Here is an 18,783-nt window from a genome sequence, read left to right on the forward strand (position 1 = left end):
CTGCAGATCCTCAACGCGCGGGGAAGCCTGTGAGCGGGTCCCGGCCCGTCCCCGGACCCGCTCACAGGCTTCCCCGCGCGTTGAGGATCTGCAGGGTGAAGGCGCCGGACTGCATGCCGCCGAGGTCCAGGGCGACGTGGCGGAAGCCCGCGTCCTTGCCGGCGCGCTGCAGCTGCTCGCGGACGCCGGGGGCGACCGCCCGGGGCAGCTCGTCGGCCGGGAGCTCGAGGCGGGCGATGTCGCCGTGATGGCGCACGCGGCAGTCACTGAACCCGGCGTCGATGAGCGCGGCCTCGAGCTGCTCGATCTGGGCGAGCTTCTCCGGGGTGACCTCCTGTCCGTGCGGGATGCGGGAGGCGAGGCAGGGGGCGGCGGGCTTGTCCGCCACAGGCAGGGAGAGCACCCGCGCCACGTCCCTGACCTGGGTCTTCGTCATGCCGCTGCGGGCGAGGGGTCGCAGCACGCGGTGCTGGGTCGCGGCCTCGGCACCGGGGCGGTCGGGGCGCAGGGCGTCGTCGGCGTTCTCGCCGTAAGCGACGGCGTCGAGCCCGAGATCGCGGGCGACCTCGTCGTCGATCCGGGTGAACAGCTCGTCCTTGCAGTAGAAGCAGCGGTCGACGTCGTTGCGCCGGTACTCCTCGCGCTCGCCCTCGTGGGTGCGGATCTCGACGACCTCCGCGCCGATGAGGTCCGCGACGCGATGGGCGATCGTGCGCTCGCGCGCGGCGAGGGACGGCGAGACGCCCAGCAGCGCCACCACCCGCTCCGACCCGAGGGCCCGGACGGCGAGCGCGAGCAGCGTCGCGGAGTCGACGCCGCCCGAGTACGCGACGCCGAGGCGCTGGACGCCCTCGAGGTCCCCGGCGACGGCGTCGGCGAGCTGCAGGGTCCCCCCGCTCAGCGCCTCCGGGGTCATGGTCCCCGACCAGGCACCGGTCCCGTCGGCCGACGGGGCGGCCCCGTCGGCCCGCGGCGATCCGCCCGGCACGACGCGGGGCGCCGACGGCGTGGGGGATGCCGCGGAGCTAGTGGGCGCGGCGGCGGCAGCGGGCGCGGAGGCGGCGATGGACGCGGAGGCGGCGATGGACGCGGAGGAGGCGGGAAGGGCGCTCACTGGCCGTCCCTCTCGCTCGCCAGGCGGAACAGGACCTCGCCGGCATGGTCGATGACCAGGGTGTCCGGGTCGGCGCGCAGCGCCTCGAAGTCCAGCGACTCCGGGTCGACGTACTCGACGGCGTACTCGGCGCAGACCTCCGGGGGGATCGACGTCGCGAAGGCGCGGCGCACGCGGTTGCGCTCCTCGCCGGTCTCCGGATCGTAGGTGCCCAGGCCGGTGACGTGCGTGGAGTGCGCGAGCTCGCCCCAGGGGTGGTCCTTGAAGCGGTCCCACTGCTTCGTGAAGTACTCGATGTTGTGGTACCCGATGTCACGCAGACCGGGGTGCATGCCCGCGACCTCGGTGATGTGCGGGGCATAGATGATCACCTCGCCGCCGTCCGCGCACACGGGCTCGGACTTGTAGAAGCCCTTCGCGCCGGTCCAGATGTCCTCGTACATCTCGGGGACGATCGCGACGATCCGCCGGTAGGGCTTCTCGACGTATGTGATGTGGGTGCGCGCGGAGATCTTCGCCATCGCAGCCCAGGCGGCCTGCGGATCGCCGAAGGACATGGCGCCCAGGTCGGCGCCGCCCTCGGCGACGTCCATCGCGAAGCACAGCTTCTCGGTCTCGATGAGGTCGCTCGCGGCGTCGACGAGCTGGCGCACCGGGGTGATGCCGAGGGTGCCGATGATGCGACTGGCGGTGATGAGCGCGCCCACCCAGTGGGAGATGTCGATGACGTCGTGCACCGAGCAGCCGGGGAAGAAGTACTTGTTCCCTCCCGAGAAGCCGACGACCTCGTGGGGGAAGACCGGGCCGACGATCAGGTCGACGTCGCTCTCGACGACCAGGCGGTTGATCTGCACGCGCATCGGGGTGTCCTCGAGGAGACCGCCGGTGAGCTCGGAGATCCGCTCGGCGGGGATCTCGCCCAGGTCGGCGATCTGCGACTCGTCGTGCCAGGCGTGGTTGACGACCTCCCAGCCGGGGTAGGTGCGCTCGGGGTGCCCGGGCTCGGAGCCGAGCAGCCGCCCGATGGCCTCGTCGCTCATCGCGGCGTGGGTGCCGAGCGCGATGAGCACGGTGACGGAGCGGGCGCGCCCGGCGAGCGCGCGGTGGATCGCGGGCAGCACGCGGGGCAGGGGCACGGAGCGGGTGCCGTCGGGGATGATCAGGCAGACGCTCCTGCCGTCGAGGTCGCTCGCGGCGAGCTGGTCGGCGACGAAGGCGTCGATCTGGTCCTGGGTGAGGGTCCCGCCGGCGCCGCCGATCTGCGCGGCGCGCTCGGCCAGGCCCTCGGGGATCGGATGGATGGTGGGCTGCGCCGCCCCGTCCTGCGCGGACGCACTGGTCCGGGACGTGGTGTCGGACCGGGACGCCGTGCTGCTCTGGCTCATCGCTCCACTATGCGCTGTGGCCTCGGCGGGGACAAGCAGAGGTCCGGGTGTTGCCATGCGGGGGCAGCGCTCTGCCGTGTGGGGGCGGTGCGCCGCCATGTGAGGACCGTGTCTTGCCATCGGCCGACGCCCGCCGGGGCTCAGCGCAGTTCAGCGCAGCGGGGGCGGCTCCCGGATGTCGTCGTCGTCCGGCGCCATGTCCAGTTCGGACCAGGCGACGTCGTGCCAGGCGCCGAGCTTCCAGCCGACCTTCGTGAAGGTGCCCACGGGAGTGAAGCCGAATGACGCGTGGAGGCGGTCGCTCGCGGGATTCGGCTGCGCCACCAGGGCGATCGCCCGGCGGAGCCCGCGCTCGCGCAGCGCCGGCAGCAGCGCCTCGTACAGCGCGCGACCGCGACCGGATCCGCGCTGGTCGGACGCGAGATAGACGCTCACCTCGCAGGTGAAGCGGTAGGCCTCGCGCGGGTTGAACGCTCCCGCATAGGCATAGCCCGTCACACGGCCCTCCTCCTCGAGGACGAGCCAGACGTAGCGCTCGCGAGCGCTCTCGATGCGCCGCGCCATCTGCGCCGTGTCCGGCGGCTCGGTCTCGAAGGTGATGGCCGTCGTGCGCACGTAGTGGGCGTAGATCTCCGCGCAGGCGGCGGCGTCCTCGGCGCTCGCGGAGCGGATCCTCCACGGCTGAGCGCCCGGCTCGGCGCCCGTCTGCGCGCCCGGCTCGGCACCCGTCGGCGCGCCCGGATGCGCCGCGTTCTTCCCCGTGCTGCGGGCGGGTCCGCTCTCCGACGTCATGCGCACATAGTAGTCTTCTGAGTCTACTATCGTGTCAAGGAGTCTCATGGCCGAGGATCTCGCCGCCGCACTCGCACGCATCGTCCGCGCAGCGCGGGAGGAGCAGGGACTGACCCGTGCGCGCCTGGCGGACGAGTCCGGGGTCTCCCGGGCGATGATCGCCCGCATCGAGCAGGCCGATGCGCAGCCCACCGCAGCCCTGCTCGCGCGGCTCTCCGCGGGACTCGGCCTCACCCTCTCCGAGCTCATCGCGCGCGCCGAGTCCGACGGATCCCGCGTGCGCCGCGCCGACGCGCAGCCGACCTGGACCGACCCGGACACCGGCTACACGCGCCGGGCGGTCTCCCCCAGCGGATCCCGCCTGGAGCTGGTCGACGTCCTGCTCCCGCAGGGTGCGCGCGTGGACTATCCGGCCGACGCCTACCGGGCTCTCGACCAGCAGGTATGGGTGCTCGAGGGCACGCTCCGCATCATCGAGGGGACCTCGGAGAGCACGCTGGGTCCCGGCGACTGCCTGACCCTGGGCGCGCCCTCCCCCACCTCGTTCCGCAGCGAGGGCGAAGGCGGCTGCCGGTACGTGGTCGCCCTCGCGAAGCGCTCTCCGCACGAGCCCGGCCCCCGATCCTGACAGGGACCCGGCACCACCGCGGGATAGGCGGGATAGGTTGGACCGCGCACGAGGACGCGCAGCCGAGCCAGGAGCGGACATGACCATCGATCCCACCAAGGCCATCCACACGTGGTCGCTGTTCCGCACCCTCGGGAGCTTCGCCGCACCGGGCACGATGCCCGCGCTCGAGGGCCGCACCGACGGGGTCGCCGAGCCCGTCGCCCTGCTGGACCTGCCCGCACTGCTCGCCTCGCACGGCTTCGCGAGCGCACAGATCTGCCACTTCTCGTTGCCCTCGACGGATCGTGGATACCTGGATGACCTGCGCGGTTCCTTCAGCGACGCGGGCGTCGCGCTCGAGTGCTTCCTCGTGGACCACGGCGACCTCGCCGATCCGGCCGAGGGCGAGCGCTGGCGCGCCTGGATCGACGACTGGATCGGCGTGGCCGAGCAGCTCGGGGCCCCGAAGGTGCGCGTGAGCGCAGGGGACCAGCCGCCCTCCCCCGAGACCATCGCCCGCAGCGCGGCATCGTTGCGCGCGCTCGCGGCGGACCATGACGGCATCCGCGTGCTCGTGGAGAACTGGCAGGGCCTGCTCCTGGACGCGGACTCCACGCTCGAGCTGCTCGACCGCTGCGAGGGCGCGATCGGCTTCCTCGCGGACTTCGGGAACTGGACCGGTCAGCACAAGTACGCCGACCTGGCGCGCGTCGCGCCGCTCGCCGAGGCCTGCCAGGCCAAGGCGGGCTTCGGCGAGGACGGGTCTCTCGACGTCGAGGACTACCGGGCATGCCTGCGCCTGATGGCCGACGCCGGCTACGCCGGGCCGCTCTCGATCGTCATCGATCCGCAGCGACCGGACGTCTGGGAGCGCCTGGACGAGGCCCACGCGCTCATCCGCGAGGAGGCCGGAGCGGCCTGACCTCAGGCCAGCGGCTGGCAGACGTCCGTCAGCTGCTCCTCCTCGCTCACCTGATCGGGCGAGGTCAGGTAGATGTTGAAGGCGTGACCCGCGAGCGTGCCGTCCGCGCGCGCCGCGAGACCTTCGGAGGCCAGGCGCTCGTTGATGAGGTCGTGGGCCTCGCTGATCTGGTCGTAGGCGCCGGTGACCCGCGCGACCAGGCAGTCGCGCGCGGGCAGTTCGATGATCTCGAGCTCGTCCGCGGCCTCGGTGCCCACGGGCACGGGCAGGAAGATCGACAGGTCCGGATCGTGGTCCATGTACTGGTCGTCGTGCTCGATGACGCCGCCGGGGCCGACGGGCGCGATGCCCTGGGCTGCCAGGGCAGGCATCATCCGCTGCCAGAGCCGACCCTCGTCGGAGTAGGTCGGGACGGTGCCGCGCAGGGCGACGGCGGTCATGGCGGGGACGGTGGTGCGGGTCAGGGTGATGGACATGGTGGGCTCTCCTTCGTCGAGCAGGCGGGTGATCAGGGAGAGCCTTCCCTGGGACGCGCGCAGCTCCTCGACGAGGGTCTCGCGCTGCAGGCGCAGCGCGTCGGACCAGGCCGGGGTGCCGCGGACGGCGAGGAGGGCTCCGATGGCGGAGACGCCGAAGCCGACGTCGCGGAGCATCCGGATGTCCGCCGCGTCGGCGAGCTGCGCCGAGGCGTAGCGGCGGTATCCGCTCCACGGGTCGATCTGTGCGGGCACCAGGAGGCCGTGGGCGTCGTAGTGGCGCAGCATGCGCACGGACAGCCTGCTCAGGGAGCTGAACTGCCCGATGCTCATCAGGTGCGACGTCTCTGCCATGGGGTCAGCCTCGATCCTCACATCGTGGGAGGGTCAAGGGGTCCTCAGCCCACGAGGAGGCAGAACGGGTGGCCCTCCGGGTCGCCCATGACGAACAGCGGCTCGTCCGGGTCGGCCGAGCGGTCCATGAGCAGGCGGGCACCGAGCGCCTCCGCGCGTCGACGGTGCCTCGCGAGCTCCTCGGCATCGCGCACGCGGAAGTCCATGTGCAGCTGCATGGGGATCTCCTCGCTGGGCCATGTCGAGGGCCGCAGGTCCGTCTTCTCCTGCACGGCGAGGACGCGCCGGTCCTGGTCGTCCAGCAGGACCAGCCAGTCCGAGTCGTCGGGGGCCGGCCCGTCGGCCGGTGCCCCGTCGGACGGCGCCCCGTCGATCCCCGATCCGTCGGCCGGCGGCTCGTCTCCGGCGCGATAGTGCAGACCGAGAAGCTCGCGGTAGAACTCGGCGAGCCCGCGGCAGTCGCGGGCATCGAGGGCGGTGCAGCTGAGCACGGGGAACGTCATCGGGGCCTCCTCGCTCCGGGCTCCCCAGCCTACGGCGCGGCAACCGAGGGGACCAGCGGGGATCGTTCCTGCCCGCGCCGACTAGCATCGGTCGACATGAGCGCGCAGCCGGACTTCCCCCTCACCCGACCCGCCGCCGACGATGCCGCTGGCAGGGTCGCCTATATCGACGCGACCGCGGGCATCGCGGGGGACATGCTCCTGGGCGCGCTCGTGGACGCCGGTGCGGATCTCGACGCGGTCCAGACCGTGCTCGACGCGCTGATCCCGGGATCCGTCCGCTTCAGCCGGCGCGCGGTGGACCGCTGCGGACAGCAGGCCACGAAGGTCGACGTCGAGCTGCTGGTCGAGGATCCGCCTCATCGCACCTGGTCATCGATCCGGACGATGCTCGAGACGGCCCGCGTGGAGGGCACGGTCCCCGCCCGCACCCTCGAGCTCGCCCTGGACGCGTTCTCGCGCCTGGCCGATGCCGAGGGCCTCGCCCACGGCCTCCCGCCCGAGGAGATCCACTTCCACGAGGTGGGCGCTCTGGACTCCCTGGCCGATGTGATCGGCGCCTGCGAGGCATGGCGGCAGCTCGGGATCGCGGGCGCCGTGGGCAGCGTCATCGCCGTCGGCTCCGGGCGCATCCGCGCAGCCCACGGCGACATCCCGGTGCCGGTGCCGGCGGTGGTGCGTCTCGCGCAGGGCTGGCCGACGGTCGCCGGCGAGCTGCTCCCCTCCCGCGGTCACTCGCACGCGCACAGCCACGGCCCGGGTCACGACCACGGTCCCGGTCACGACCGCAGCCACAGCCACAGCCACGACCACGACCACAGCCACGGTCCTGATCACGGTGGCGAGCACGAGCATGCGCACGATCGCGATCACGACCCCGCGCACGGGCACGGTCATCCCCACGACCACGACCACGACCACGACCACGACCACGACCACGACCACGACCACGACCACGACCACGACCACGGTCGCACGGCCCAGCACGAGAATCCCTACGGGCTCCGGCACCTTCCGCACGTCGTGAGCGGGGAGGGCGTCGGCCACTCCCACTCCATCCAGGAAGCCGTCGTCGCTGGCCATCCGGACCCCCATGCCCAGGCCACGAGCGCGCTGGGCACAGGCGCGGGCACGGATGCTGAGGATTCGCAGCGCACGCACGCCCCGGTCCACGGCGAGGAGGCGGCAGGCGCGGACGAGGAGCTCGCGCCGCACGTCGTCGGCGGGCCCCATGCCCATCCGTCGCGGCCGGTGCCCCCGGGCGTCGCGCCGGGCATCGGCGAGCTCGCGACGCCCACCGGGGTCGCCCTCGTGCGGGCGCTCGCGCAGACCGCGGGCCCTCAGCCCGCGCTGACCGTGGAGGCCGTGGGCATCGGCGCCGGCACCAAGGACACCCCGGGCCGACCGAACGTGGTGCGGGTGATGGTGGGGCGCGATGCCGACACTCCCGCGGGACCGGACGGAGGGCCCGACGGCGCGGCGAGCGGCCATGCGGCCGACGCCTTTGCGGCCGACGCGCACGCGACCCCCCGCTCGGCGGTCCAGCTCGAGGCGAACGTCGACGATCTCGACCCGCGCCTGTGGCCCGGCGTGATCACGAGCCTGCTCGAATCGGGCGCGCTGGACGCGTGGCTGACGCCGATCATCATGAAGCAGGGGCGGCCCGGGATCACGGTCCACGCGCTCGTGCGCGAGGGCGACGAGGTGTCCGCGTCGTCCCTGATCATGGACCTGACGGGGAGCCTCGGAGTGCGCAGGTTCGCCGTCGACCGCTCGATCCGCACCCGCGCCTTCGAGCAGGTCGAGGTGGATGGACAGCAGGTGCGCGTGAAGGTCGCCCGCGACTCCACGGGCCGCATGGTGCGGCGCGAGCCCGAGTTCCGCGACGTCCAGGCCGCCGCCCGGGAGCTCGGCATCTCCGAGCGAGAGGCCCTGGAGCAGACGCGGGCGGCCGCGCGGCGGGAGAGCTGAGCGCTCAGGGGGTCGTGCCGGGCGCGGCGGGCCGCATACCGCCGTCGTCCTCCTCGGCAGCCGGGCCGCCGCTCCCGTCCGCAGCGCTCTCGGCGGCCCGCTTCAGGAGCTCGAGCTGCGTGGTCCAGCGATCAGCGGCACGGGCGAGCATGCGCGACGCCTCGTCGACGGGGGCAGGGATCACGCGATAGCTCTCGCCCGTCGGCCCCGACCGTGACTCCACAAGGCCCGCCCGACGCAGCACTCCGAGGTGCTTGGAGGTGCCCTGGCGCGTGATCGGCAGAGTGCGCGCGAGCTCGGTGACGCCGCGGGGTCGTGCCGCGAGTCTGTCCATGATCTGAAGGCGCACGGGATCGGCGAGCGCCTTGAGCACCTGCGCGGAGACGGCGTGCGCCTCGTGCTCCTCCGTCCGCTCAGGCATCCGCACCCTCCTGCGGGCTCGGCCCCTCGTGCGGGCCCCGTGCCTCGAGGGCGTCGCGGGCGAGGGAGATCTCGAGCTCCCAGCCCGAGACGTTGTCCCCGTAGTTCCGCTCGTGCTGCTCCGTCGTCATCGCGTCGAACCCGGACTCGGTGACGGTGAGCGTGACGGTCCCGGGCCGCTCCTCAGCCAGGACGAACTCGATGCGAGTACGGGGCATCCCGGCATCGCCCTCGCTGTCATCCCGCTCCCCTGCGAGCCAGGTGAACACGGCCCGGTGAGGAGGGTCGAGCACCTCTATCCCGACCGGGAAGGTGCCCAGGGTCGGGTCGTGGACCCGGCAGGTGGAGCCGTCGCGCTCGATGCGGTGCCCGCCGAGGGTTCCGTCGTTGATCCACCAGCCGGGCTCGGAGACCAGCGCCCAGACCGCCTCGAGGGGCGCGTGGATATCGATGGTCCGGGTGATCTCATCTCTCATCAGTGACATGCAACCATATGGTTGCCTCCTGGAACGCCGACGTCAACCCCTTCCTCCCGGCGCGGTGGTCCGTTCGTCCGAGCACGCCGCTAGGCTGACTCACGTCGTCGGCATCCGGCCGGCGCCGACCTCGAGGAGCACGCCATGCCCGCTGCACTCCACCCCTACCTGAACTTCGCGGGGAACGCCCGCGAGGCCTTCGAGTTCTACGGCGAGGCGCTCGGTGCGACCCCGCAGTTCGCGACCTTCGGCGAGTTCCACGCCGTGCCCGAGGGCGACCCGAACGCCGACAAGATCATGCACGGATCCCTCGAGGTCACCGAGCTGATCCGCCTCTACGTCTCGGACACCATCGAGGGCATGGGCCCGCAGTTCCAGCAGGGCACCAACGTGACCCTGTCGCTCATGGGGGACGACGAGCAGGTGCTGCGCAGCGCCTACGAGAAGCTCTCCGTGGGCGGGACGGTGACCATGCCCCTCGAGAAGCAGATGTGGGGCGACGTCTACGGCTCCTTCACCGACCGCTTCGGGATCGTGTGGCAGGTGAACATCAGCACCCCGCAGGATTCGCAGGGCTGACCTCGGAATCACCAGCGGTCCTTCTGCCCGCAGCGCACGCTGGAGCGGGCGAGCGCCTGCTCACGCCGGGCACCAGTGCAGCACCGCCGCGCATGGCGCACGGCTAGCATCGTGCCAGGACCGCAGCATCGGCCCCCGTGATCCCCGGATCGCGGGGGCTCTCGCATGCGCCGATCCCTGCCTCCCGACCCTCCTCTTCCGAAGGACCCGCCACGCCCACCGTCGACCCCCACGACCCGCCGGACCCCACCTCCGAGACGCCCGCGCTCGATGCGGCTCCGGACGCGCCCGCTCCGGAGCCCGCCTCCTCGCCGTCCGCTCCGCGCACCCTGCGCTCGCGAGCCCGCGCGCTCTTCGCCGATACCCGTCCCCTGCAGAACCTGCACTTCAAGCGGCTGTGGCAGGCGAACATCGTGACCGTCATCGGCGCGCAGATCACGATCATCACGGTGCCCGCACAGCTCTGGTCGCTCACCGGCAGTTCGCTGTACGTGGGGCTCACGGGCCTGTTCGGCCTGGTGCCGCTCGTGGTGCTCGGACTCTGGGGCGGGGCGATCGCCGACGCCTTCGACCGCCGCAAGATCCTGCTGGTCACCACACTCGGCCTCATCCTCACCAGCGGACTGTTCGCCGCGCAGGCGCTGCTGCAGGTCCGCAATGTGTGGGTGATCCTGGGGATCTTCGCCGCCCAGCAGGCGTTCTTCGCGGTCAACCAGCCGGCGCGCACCGCCCTGATCCCTTCCCTCGTGCCGCGCGACCAGCTGCCCGCGGCGAACGCGCTGAACATGACCGTGGGCCAGTTCGGCGCGATCGCGGGGCCCCTCGTCGGCGGGGCGCTCCTGCCCTTCCTGGGCTTCTCCCTGCTCTACCTCATCGACACGGTCTGCCTGCTGGCGACGCTCTGGGCAGTGCTGCGGCTGCCCGCGCTGAAGCCCGAGGGCGCCATCGCGCGGCCAGGGCTGCGCAGCGTCCTCGACGGCTTCGTCTACACCTGGAAGCACAAGATCCTGCTGGTCAGCTTCGCGGTGGACCTCATCGCGATGGTCTTCGGCATGCCGCGCGCGCTCTACCCGCAGCTGGCCGACCAGAGCTTCGGCGGACCCGCGCAGGGCGGCATGGAGTTCGCGGCGCTCTCGGTCGCGATGGCGCTCGGGGCCCTGCTGGGCGGGATCTTCTCCGGCTGGCTGGGCCGCGTGCACCGGGTGGGCCTCGCGGTGCTGATCGCCGTCGGCGCCTGGGGCCTGGTGGTCATGGGCTTCGGCGGCGCGACATGGCTGGCCGACGGCCGGGCGATGCCCTGGCTCGCCGTGGCCGTCGCCTTCATGGCCGCGGGCGGCATCGCCGACATGATCTCGATGGTCTTCCGCCAGACCATGCTGCAGGGCGCCGCTTCCGACGCGGTGCGCGGCCGTCTCCAGGGCGTGTTCCTCGTGGTCGTCGCGGGCGGGCCCCGCTTCGCCGACGTCGCCCACGGCGCGGCGGCCGACGTGCTCGGCGCGCCGCTGACCGTCGTCCTCGGCGGGGCGCTCGTGGTGCTCGGCGTCCTGGCCTGCGGCGTGCTCGTCCCGCAGTTCACGAGGTATCGAGTGCCCTCGGGCTGGTGAGGCGGAACGCCGAGTGAGCAGTGGGGTCGGATGGCCCCGGACCCGTCGAGGTGCTCCGGCCGGACCGCCGATCCCGCCGTTCGCGTCGCCTCAGCTCTCGCGCGCCCCCGGGATCCCCGCCCCCTGTGCCCGCGCCTGCTGTACGTGCTGTGCGGCGCCGCCCGGCGCGTCCGCCGCGCCCTCCGCAGAGTCGTGACGGAGGAGGCGGAGCAGGATCCGCACGACGATCCCCAGGTACAGGCGGCCGCGGAACTTCGCGATCCTGCGCACGGTGGCCCGCGGCATGCCCCGCACCACCGTGACGATCGCGCGGACCTCTGCGCCCGTCGGCGGCACCGCAGTCACCGAGAGCGCACTGTGCTGGTCGGTGAACCAGCGGAGGTACCCGTCGAGGGTCTCGCCGTCCGCCGTGCGCCACGAGCCCGACGCGTACAGGCTCTCGACGTCCTGCAGTGCGGCGCGCAGTGCGGGCGCGCTGCCACCGGCGATCTCCGGACGGATGCCGCGCTCGTCCAGACGGTCCATCGTCTGGCGGGCGACGGGAAGCACGATCGGCAGGATCTCGTCGATGAGAGCGTTCAGGCGCTGCCGCTGCTGGGGCGAGTACTCGTCGATCGAGGGCGTCTCGCCCTCGTTCGGATCGTTCTCGGCGGGATCCGCATCGGACCCGAGCCGCCCGTGCTCGGCGTCGACCTCGCCCTGCAGCGCCTGGAGCTGCTCGATCGGTCCCTCGAGGTCGGGCAGGCGGTCCACGAGCGAGCTGTCGACCCCGAGGGAGACCAGCAGCTCCTGACCTGCACGGAGGAGGAACTCCTTGTCGTGCATCCACTCCGGCCCGTCGGCGATGGACGCCTTCGTGGCCTGGCTCCGGTCCTCCGTCGCCCCCTGCGTGGTCCCGCTCGCTGCGTCCTGCCGCTCCGTCATGCGTCCCTCGTTCCTGCGGTGCCCACCGCACCTGCGGTCGTTCCTCCGAGCGAGAGTATCGCCAGGAATCGGGAGTGCCGGGATTCGGCGCTCACTCGGCGGGCTGGACGACCTGCTCCCAGTGCTCGAGCAGGTGGGTGAGCGCCGCCCTCGCCGTGCCGAGCTCGTCGCTGCTCGCGTCGGGAGCGGTGAGCACGTGCATGTCCTCGTCGCCGACGACGACCACGAAGGGGAAGCGTTCGGGCGCCTCGTGCAGCGCTTCGTCGATCTTGTCGATGACCTGCGGTCGCGTGTGGTCGTGGGCGGGGGTGTCCGTCACGGGTGCGCTCCTGTCGTTCGTCGTCCGCCCGCGGGGCGATGGGGCGGATCGTCCGTCCTCGAGGATCCCACGGACCGGAGCGCGCAGCTCACCGCGATCCCAGGAGAGGCTCCACCAGGGCCGGGTCACAGGTGGTCGAACAGGTCGCCCAGCACCCGGATCCGGAACTCGCCGACGCCGGCTTCGCCGCGGCGATCCAGGTGCAGCGCTCGCAGTCCCGCCTCTTGGGCGCCGCGAAGGTCGTGCTCCGGGTTGTCGCCGACGTGGAGCGCGTCGGCAGGCTCGAGACCCAGGGCCGCGCAGACCGTGAGATAGCTGGCGGGATCGGGCTTCGCCGCCCCGATCCGCTCGCTCGTCCAGACGCCCACGACGAGGTCCCGCAGCCCGAGGTCCCTCATCTTCTTCTGCTGACGCCGCTCCGGCCCGTTGGTGAGCACGGCGACCGGGATCCGCAGGTCGGCGAGTGCGCGCAGCGTCGGCAGGGCGTCGCCGAACGCCCTCCACTCCTGCTCGTACAGGGCGAGGAAGCGGTCGTAGAGCGCATCGCACTCCGCTGCGACGAGCCGATGCGCGTCGCCCGCACGTCGAGGACCGTCGAGTTGACGGGCATCGTCGAGCCGGCGATCGTCGAGCCGCAGCTCGTCCACGAGGCGCCGGACCCGCTCGCGGCGGTACTCCACGCGGTCGAGTTCGCCTTCCCGTCGTCGTGCCATGAGATCGGCGGCGGTGGCCTCCCACGCGTCCGCGATCTCTTCGCTCGGGGATCCGCCCAGCTCCTCGACCAGGTGCGCCAAGCCGGCCCGGGCCGAGGCCCGATGGTCGAACAGCGTGTCGTCGAGGTCGAGGATCACCGCTCGCGTCCGGATCCGGCCCACCGCAGCCACCGCCTCACGTCGTCGTCCGCCGATCCTCGCCGACGGCGGCGTCGGAGCACGGGAGGCCTGCCCCGTGCACCGCTGCGGCCTCCGCGTCGGCAACGAGAGCGGTTCGGGGACCACGACCGCGCAGGCACGGACGCAGGTGACCCATCTGCCCTTGCCGCGGCCCCTCGCGCGTGCGACCGTGAGAACGGATCCGACGACAGGATCCCCGGACGAGGGTGCCGTACCCGGACAGCGACAAGACGGCCGCAGGAGGCTGACATGTCGTGGATCGTTCTCGTGCTCTCGGGCCTGATGGAGGCCGTGTGGGCCACAGCCCTGGGCCGCTCGGAGGGCTTCAGCAGGCTCACCCCGAGCATCGTCTTCGCCGTAGGACTGGTGCTGAGCATGGCCGGCCTCGCCTTCGCGATGCGCGACCTGCCCACGGGCACCGCCTACGCGGTGTGGGTGGGGATCGGTGCGACCGTCACCGTGCTCTTCGCGATCGTCACGGGCGCCGAGGCCGTCTCGGTGCTGAAGGTGCTGTTCCTGGCGATGATCATCGGCGGCGTGATCGGTCTGAAGATCAGCGGCTGAGGCCCTGCGGGCCGTCCCCGCTCAACTGCTGGCGCCCTCCGCGAGGCGCGCACGCACGAACGCCGCCACGGCGTCGAGGATCTGCTCGTCGATGCCGTGACCGAGGGTCGGCGAGAGCTCCTCGATGAGGCGCGCATGACGCTGCAGCCAGTCCCTGACCTGCGTCTCCATCGCCGGGTCGAACAGCGGGTCCTGTCCTCCATGGCCCCAGAGCACGGGCACGTCGCGCTCGGCGAGCGCCGCATCGCCCGGGAGATCCGCGGGGAACGGGGCGCCCGAGAGCGCGACCGCCCAGTCGAGGGCGTCGGCCCGCCGGCGCAGCAGCTGCAGGGCCAGCACGGCGCCCTGCGAGAAGCCGATCGCGCCGATCACACGCCCCGGGGCCACGCGGCCCGTCCAGTCCTCGAGGGCCACGGCGGACTCTTCGAGCAGTCCGAGGTCGTCCGCGCCGAGCGGCGGCGGCGCCAGCCAGCCGAAGCCGGGCCCGCAGGCGAGGACTCCGCGCAGCGACGCATAGACCACCCCGCCCGGCAGCATCGGCGCGAGGGACAGCAGATCCTGCTCGTTGCTGCCGAGTCCGTGCAGGAGGAGCACCACGCGGTCCTGCGGACCCGGCGCGTGCGGGAAGAAGCGCACCGCGCTCTCGTCGATCCGCGCGGGTCCCTCGCCGATGCGCTCGACGGGCGGGAAGCCGAAGGGGTTGGGCCGGTTCATGGGCTGCTCCTGACTCATCCGATCCGTCTCATCCGATCCGTGTCGTCCGCTCCGATTCAGCCGACGTCGGGGAGCGTCGCCCGCAGGGCGTCGAGCTCGTCGCACAGCTCATCGGCGAAGGACGTGCTGCCGTCGCCGTCGGTCCAGGTCGCGTACGCGTTCTTGAAGGCGAGCAGTCCGATCTCCGCGGCGAGCGCGGCCGTGCGGGCGGCGATGCCGCGCTCCTCGAGCGCACGCGCGGTCTCGGCCGCGAGTCCCACGTGCTTGAGCTGGTCGCGCTCGCGCAGCTCGGCGCTCGCCGCGATCACCGCGCGCATCCTCGGACCCATCTCCCGGCGCTCCGGGGTCATCGCCTCGCTCGCGCGGAGCAGTCCGGACTCGACGGCGGTCAGCGGCGAGGCATCGTCGGGCGCCGCCGCGACCCCCTCGCGCAGCAGCTGCGAGAGGGACTCCTGCCCGGCCGCGAGCACGTCGCGCTTGTCGCCGAAGTGGCGGAAGAACGTGCTGCGGGTGAGGTCCGCGGCCTCGGCGATCTGCGCCACGGTGGTCGCGTCGTATCCCTGCTCCGAGAACAGGCGAATCGCGGCAGCGACCAGGCGCTCTCGTGCATCGGGCTTCCAGCGGGGCATGGAAGGGGACTCTACCGTCCGACCGGGTGATCGCGCCCGCGACGGTCCGGGCCACGGGCCGGTCCGCGCCATGGGACGGCCGTCCCATGACCATCATTCCCGCAGGCAGTGGCGGTGCGGACGGCTGATCAGCACCCGATCCACCCACTGATGCGACATCGGTCCCGTCGGGTGTACGGTGACGGCACACGTGTCGCATCAGGCGGCATCCTCGAGAGGACTCACCATGAAGGTCTTCGTCACCGGCGCCACCGGGTTCATCGGATCCGCCGTCGTCCCCGAGCTGATCAGCGCAGGGCACGAGGTGGTCGGCCTCGCGCGCTCCGAGCGCTCGGCCGCTCGGCTCCAGGAGCTCGGGGCATCCTCCCTCCCCGGCGATCTCACGGACCTCGACGCACTGCGCCGCGGGGTCGCGGCGACCGACTCCGTCGTGCACCTCGCCTTCAGCAACGACTTCACCGCGGTCGAGGCCGGGGTCGAGGAGGAGTCGCGCGCCGTCCACGCCATGGGCGAGGCGCTGGCCGAGCGCACGCGAGGCTCCGCCCCCGCCGCGCACGACGGCCCGGCCTTCGTGATCGCCTCGGGCACGCCCGCGATCCCCGGCCGCGCGTCCACCGAGGACGACCCCTACCTCGCCGAGGGGCCGATGGCGGCCCGCGCGCGCACGGCCCAGTACGTGATGGACCTCGCCGCGCGCGGCGTGCGGCCCGTCGCGGTCCGGCTGCCGCGCTCGGTGCACCAGGCGCACGTCCGCTACGGCTTCGCCTCCATGCTCATCCAGGCGGCGCAGCGCAGCGGGGTCTCCGGGTTCGTCGGCGACGGCGACCAGCGCTGGCCCGCCGTGCACGTGCAGGATGCCGCCCGGCTCTTCCGCCTCGCCCTCGAGGGCGCCGACGCCGGATTCCAGGCACAGGCCGTGGCCGACGAGGGGGACGCGATGCGGGACATCGCCGCCGCGATCGGTGAGACCCTCGGTCTCCCCGTGCGCTCCGTCGACGCGGAGTCCTTCGGGTTCCTGGGTCAGATCTTCGCCCTCGACCAGCCGGCGAGCAGCCGGAGGACCCGCTCGACACTGGGCTGGGAGCCCACTCACCCCAGCCTGCTCGAGGACCTGCGGGCCGGCGGCTTTCCCGCCTGAGCGGCGCTCCGGGGGGGGCGCCCGCTCCGGCGCCCCCTCCCCGCCCCACGTCGTCACGCGATCCCCGCGGCTCTCCCTCCTGGGCCGCGGGGATCGCTGCGTCCGGGACCCCGCGCACGCTGGTGACTCAGCAGACACCGTGCACTCTATGCAAACGTGCACTCGGTGCATATTGTGGTGCACGTCGTCGGACGACGGACTCCCGAGTCCCCGGGACCCGCTGCTCGCGGGCCCCGGAACCCGATCCCCGTCGGCCGACCCCCGGAACCATCAGGAGAGGTGCGATGTCCCCGACAGACACCCAGACCCCGCGCGACGCGGCGGCGACCCCGGACGCGGCGGCGAGCTCAGACGCGGCGTCGGCCCCGAGCGCGCGGTCGGCCTCGAAGAAGCCCGGGCTGCGCGAGCGCAAGCGCGAGGAGCTGCGCCGACGCATCGAGCGCGCCGCCCTCGAGCTCATGCTCGAGCACGGCTTCGACGACGTCACCGTGGAGATGATCTGCGAGAGCGCGGACGTCTCGCGGCGCACGTTCTTCAACTACTTCGGGTCGAAGGAGGCGGTCGTCGTCGGCCGCGATCCCGGCCCGCTGCCCGAGCACGTGCAGGAGGCGTTCGTCGACGGCCCGCGGGGCAGCATCCTCGCGGATCTCGTCCGCATGCTCCTGGCGGTGATGACCACCAAGCCGCACGGCGTCGATCAGAAGGTCTGGCGCGCCCGCCTCGAGCTCATCCGCAGCGACAGAACGCTCGCCAAGGCGATGGCCGACAAGGTCGCCGCGAAGAACCGCGACCTCGAGGACCTGGTCGCCCGCAGGATCCGCAAGCGCTACGGCGCCTCGGGCACACCGCCCGGTCCAGGCGGCACAGCCGCCGACGGCAGGCCCGGCCTCGACGGCGCGGACGCCCCCGCATCGAATCCGGCGGTCGAGGCGCTCATCACCCGGCAGACCGGCTTCATCGTCGCCATGTGGTGGGGCATCGCCCGCTACGCCATCCAGATCTCCGTCGAGAACCCCGACATCGAGGACCGCGAGCTCATGGAGTCGCTCCTCGACACGTTGACCCTCATCCAGGAAGCAGAGCTATGACCGCCACCCAGACCGCAGCCCCCGCGGCGCGCGGAGCGCACGGACAGCCCGCCGCTCCGACCGCGTCCTCCGGCACGGCTCCGTCCACCAGACTCGTCCCGCTGTTCGCGGGCCTTCTCATCGCGATGTTCATCGCGGCCCTCGACCAGACCATCTTCTCCACCGCTCTGCCCACGATCGTGGGCGACCTCGACGGCGTCGACCAGATGCTGTGGGTGACCACGGCGTACCTGCTGGCCTCGACGATCATGATGCCGATCTACGGCAAGCTCGGCGACCTCATCGGCCGCAAGCCCCTGCTGATCTTCGCGCTGTCCGTGTTCGTCGCCGGCTCCCTCGTGGGCGCCGTCGCCGGCAACATGGGCGTGCTCATCACCGGCCGTGCCATCCAGGGCATCGGCGGCGGCGGGCTCATGCTGCTCGCCCAGGCGATCATCGCCGACGTCGTCCCCGCCCGTGAGCGCGGCAAGTACATGGGCGTCATGGGCGCCGTGTTCGGCCTGTCCTCCGTGGTGGGGCCGCTGCTGGGCGGCTGGTTCACCGAGTCGCTCAGCTGGCGCTGGGGCTTCTGGCTGAACATCCCGCTGGGCGCGATCGCGATCCTCGCGGCCGTGTTCTTCCTGAAGCTGCCCAAGAAGTCGCAGCGCGCCCGCCTGGACGTGTTCGGCATCCTCACCATGGCGATCGCCGTGACCTCGCTGATCCTCGCGACCTCGTGGGGCGGCAACACCTACGAGTGGGTCTCCTGGCAGATCATCCTGCTGTTCGTCTCCACGGCCGTGTTCGGCGCCCTGTTCGTGCTCGCCGAGCGCTACGCCGCCGAGCCGATCATCCCGCTGCACCTGTTCCGCAAGCGCAACTTCGTGCTCACCACGATCGCCGCCCTGGTCATCGCGATCGCGATGTTCGGCGCGATCGGCTACATGCCCACCTACCTGCAGATGTCCACGGGCGTCTCCGCCACGGAGTCCGGCCTGATGCTGCTGCCGATGGTCGGCGGGCTGCTGATCACCTCCATCGCCTCGGGCCAGATCGTCTCGCGGACCGGCCGCTACAAGTGGGCGCCGATCCTCTCGATGCTGGTCGCCGCGCTCGGCGTGTTCCTGCTGTCGACCATGACGACCGACACCGCGACCTGGGTGATCATGTCCCACATGTTCGTGCTCGGCGCGGGCCTGGGCATCGGCATGCAGAACCTCGTGCTGATCGTGCAGAACACGTTCCCCGCGGCCGAGGTCGGCACCGCGACCGCCTCGAACAACTTCTTCCGCCAGATCGGCGCGTCCCTGGGCTCCGCGATCGTGGGCT

General features: G+C 72.3%; 21 protein-coding genes and 1 riboswitch. Of the genes, 9 read left to right on the forward strand and 12 right to left on the reverse strand.

Annotation, left to right across the window (positions count from 1 at the left end):
- Positions 1 to 61 precede the first annotated feature (61 nt).
- From larE to MHY49_RS16590, 3 genes are all read right to left on the reverse strand, one after another.
- Positions 62 to 1,114: an ATP-dependent sacrificial sulfur transferase LarE gene (larE, locus tag MHY49_RS16580; protein ID WP_370646199.1), complete on the reverse strand. Its 1,053-nt coding sequence runs from the start codon at positions 1,112 to 1,114 to the stop codon at positions 62 to 64.
- Positions 1,111 to 2,499: a lactate racemase domain-containing protein gene (locus MHY49_RS16585; protein ID WP_239205978.1), complete on the reverse strand. Its 1,389-nt coding sequence runs from the start codon at positions 2,497 to 2,499 to the stop codon at positions 1,111 to 1,113. The genes larE and MHY49_RS16585 overlap by 4 nt, the downstream gene beginning before the upstream one ends.
- A 150-nt stretch (positions 2,500 to 2,649) precedes the next feature.
- Positions 2,650 to 3,291: a GNAT family N-acetyltransferase gene (locus MHY49_RS16590; RefSeq protein WP_239205980.1), complete on the reverse strand. Its 642-nt coding sequence runs from the start codon at positions 3,289 to 3,291 to the stop codon at positions 2,650 to 2,652.
- 46 nt (positions 3,292 to 3,337) lie between these two features.
- On the opposite strand from MHY49_RS16590, the gene MHY49_RS16595 reads away from it, so the two are divergent.
- Entirely contained in the window at positions 3,338 to 3,919 is a 582-nt protein-coding gene (locus tag MHY49_RS16595; protein ID WP_239205982.1) for an XRE family transcriptional regulator, read from the forward strand.
- Positions 3,920 to 3,998: 79 nt separating this feature from the next.
- Complete coding sequence (locus MHY49_RS16600; RefSeq protein WP_239205984.1) at positions 3,999 to 4,823, forward strand: sugar phosphate isomerase/epimerase; 825 nt, start codon at positions 3,999 to 4,001, stop codon at positions 4,821 to 4,823.
- A gap of 2 nt (positions 4,824 to 4,825) precedes the next feature.
- Here the strand turns inward: MHY49_RS16600 and MHY49_RS16605 are convergent, their stop codons facing one another.
- On the reverse strand, positions 4,826 to 5,653 hold the full coding sequence (locus tag MHY49_RS16605; RefSeq protein ID WP_239205986.1) for a GyrI-like domain-containing protein: 828 nt from the start codon (positions 5,651 to 5,653) through the stop codon (positions 4,826 to 4,828).
- 44 nt (positions 5,654 to 5,697) lie between these two features.
- Entirely contained in the window at positions 5,698 to 6,156 is a 459-nt protein-coding gene (locus MHY49_RS16610; RefSeq protein ID WP_239205988.1) for a VOC family protein, read from the reverse strand.
- Between the two features lie 96 nt (positions 6,157 to 6,252).
- Between MHY49_RS16610 and MHY49_RS19215 the strand changes: the two genes are divergently transcribed.
- Positions 6,253 to 8,127 (forward strand): LarC family nickel insertion protein, encoded by a 1,875-nt coding sequence (locus tag MHY49_RS19215; protein ID WP_304502686.1) that lies wholly within the window; start codon positions 6,253 to 6,255, stop codon positions 8,125 to 8,127.
- 4 nt (positions 8,128 to 8,131) lie between these two features.
- Here MHY49_RS19215 and MHY49_RS16630 read toward each other — a convergent pair whose 3' ends face one another.
- Positions 8,132 to 8,548 (reverse strand): helix-turn-helix transcriptional regulator, encoded by a 417-nt coding sequence (locus MHY49_RS16630; RefSeq protein WP_239205990.1) that lies wholly within the window; start codon positions 8,546 to 8,548, stop codon positions 8,132 to 8,134.
- On the reverse strand, positions 8,541 to 9,023 hold the full coding sequence (locus MHY49_RS16635) for an SRPBCC domain-containing protein (protein ID WP_239205992.1): 483 nt from the start codon (positions 9,021 to 9,023) through the stop codon (positions 8,541 to 8,543). The genes MHY49_RS16630 and MHY49_RS16635 overlap by 8 nt, the downstream gene beginning before the upstream one ends.
- A 144-nt stretch (positions 9,024 to 9,167) precedes the next feature.
- On the opposite strand from MHY49_RS16635, the gene MHY49_RS16640 reads away from it, so the two are divergent.
- Positions 9,168 to 9,602: a VOC family protein gene (locus tag MHY49_RS16640; RefSeq protein ID WP_239205994.1), complete on the forward strand. Its 435-nt coding sequence runs from the start codon at positions 9,168 to 9,170 to the stop codon at positions 9,600 to 9,602.
- 137 nt (positions 9,603 to 9,739) lie between these two features.
- Positions 9,740 to 11,206: an MFS transporter gene (locus MHY49_RS16645; RefSeq protein ID WP_239205996.1), complete on the forward strand. Its 1,467-nt coding sequence runs from the start codon at positions 9,740 to 9,742 to the stop codon at positions 11,204 to 11,206.
- A 90-nt stretch (positions 11,207 to 11,296) separates the two neighbouring features.
- Here MHY49_RS16645 and MHY49_RS16650 read toward each other — a convergent pair whose 3' ends face one another.
- The 3 genes from MHY49_RS16650 to MHY49_RS16660 form a co-directional block, all read right to left on the reverse strand.
- On the reverse strand, positions 11,297 to 12,130 hold the full coding sequence (locus MHY49_RS16650) for a hypothetical protein (RefSeq protein ID WP_239205998.1): 834 nt from the start codon (positions 12,128 to 12,130) through the stop codon (positions 11,297 to 11,299).
- A gap of 91 nt (positions 12,131 to 12,221) precedes the next feature.
- Positions 12,222 to 12,449 (reverse strand): hypothetical protein, encoded by a 228-nt coding sequence (locus MHY49_RS16655; RefSeq protein ID WP_239206000.1) that lies wholly within the window; start codon positions 12,447 to 12,449, stop codon positions 12,222 to 12,224.
- Between the two features lie 125 nt (positions 12,450 to 12,574).
- Positions 12,575 to 13,300: an HAD family hydrolase gene (locus MHY49_RS16660; protein ID WP_239206002.1), complete on the reverse strand. Its 726-nt coding sequence runs from the start codon at positions 13,298 to 13,300 to the stop codon at positions 12,575 to 12,577.
- A 216-nt stretch (positions 13,301 to 13,516) separates the two neighbouring features.
- Positions 13,517 to 13,583: riboswitch (guanidine-III (ykkC-III) riboswitch) on the forward strand.
- 8 nt (positions 13,584 to 13,591) lie between these two features.
- Between MHY49_RS16660 and MHY49_RS16665 the strand changes: the two genes are divergently transcribed.
- On the forward strand, positions 13,592 to 13,906 hold the full coding sequence (locus MHY49_RS16665; protein WP_239206004.1) for a multidrug efflux SMR transporter: 315 nt from the start codon (positions 13,592 to 13,594) through the stop codon (positions 13,904 to 13,906).
- A 21-nt stretch (positions 13,907 to 13,927) separates the two neighbouring features.
- On the opposite strand, the gene MHY49_RS16670 is transcribed toward MHY49_RS16665, so the two are convergent.
- The gene (locus tag MHY49_RS16670) at positions 13,928 to 14,620 is read right to left on the reverse strand and encodes an alpha/beta hydrolase (RefSeq protein WP_239206006.1); all 693 of its coding nucleotides are present in this window, start codon (positions 14,618 to 14,620) and stop codon (positions 13,928 to 13,930) included.
- Positions 14,621 to 14,676: 56 nt separating this feature from the next.
- Positions 14,677 to 15,249 carry a TetR/AcrR family transcriptional regulator gene (locus MHY49_RS16675; protein WP_239206008.1) on the reverse strand — a complete coding sequence of 191 codons (573 nt, stop codon included), beginning with the start codon at positions 15,247 to 15,249 and terminating at the stop codon, positions 14,677 to 14,679.
- Between the two features lie 226 nt (positions 15,250 to 15,475).
- Between MHY49_RS16675 and MHY49_RS16680 the strand changes: the two genes are divergently transcribed.
- The 3 genes from MHY49_RS16680 to MHY49_RS16690 all read left to right on the forward strand — a co-directional run.
- Complete coding sequence (locus tag MHY49_RS16680; protein ID WP_239206010.1) at positions 15,476 to 16,387, forward strand: SDR family oxidoreductase; 912 nt, start codon at positions 15,476 to 15,478, stop codon at positions 16,385 to 16,387.
- 284 nt (positions 16,388 to 16,671) lie between these two features.
- A complete protein-coding gene (locus MHY49_RS16685; RefSeq protein WP_239206012.1) occupies positions 16,672 to 17,475 on the forward strand; it encodes a TetR family transcriptional regulator in 804 nt (267 codons plus the stop codon).
- Positions 17,472 to 18,783 (forward strand): MDR family MFS transporter (locus tag MHY49_RS16690; protein WP_239206014.1); only part of this gene is annotated, 1,312 nt, incomplete at its 3' end. The genes MHY49_RS16685 and MHY49_RS16690, both read left to right, overlap by 4 nt.

Origin of the sequence: Brachybacterium sp. ACRRE (assembly GCF_022346485.1) — a bacterium.
In the GTDB taxonomy this organism is placed as follows: Bacteria; Actinomycetota; Actinomycetes; order Actinomycetales; family Dermabacteraceae; genus Brachybacterium; species Brachybacterium halotolerans.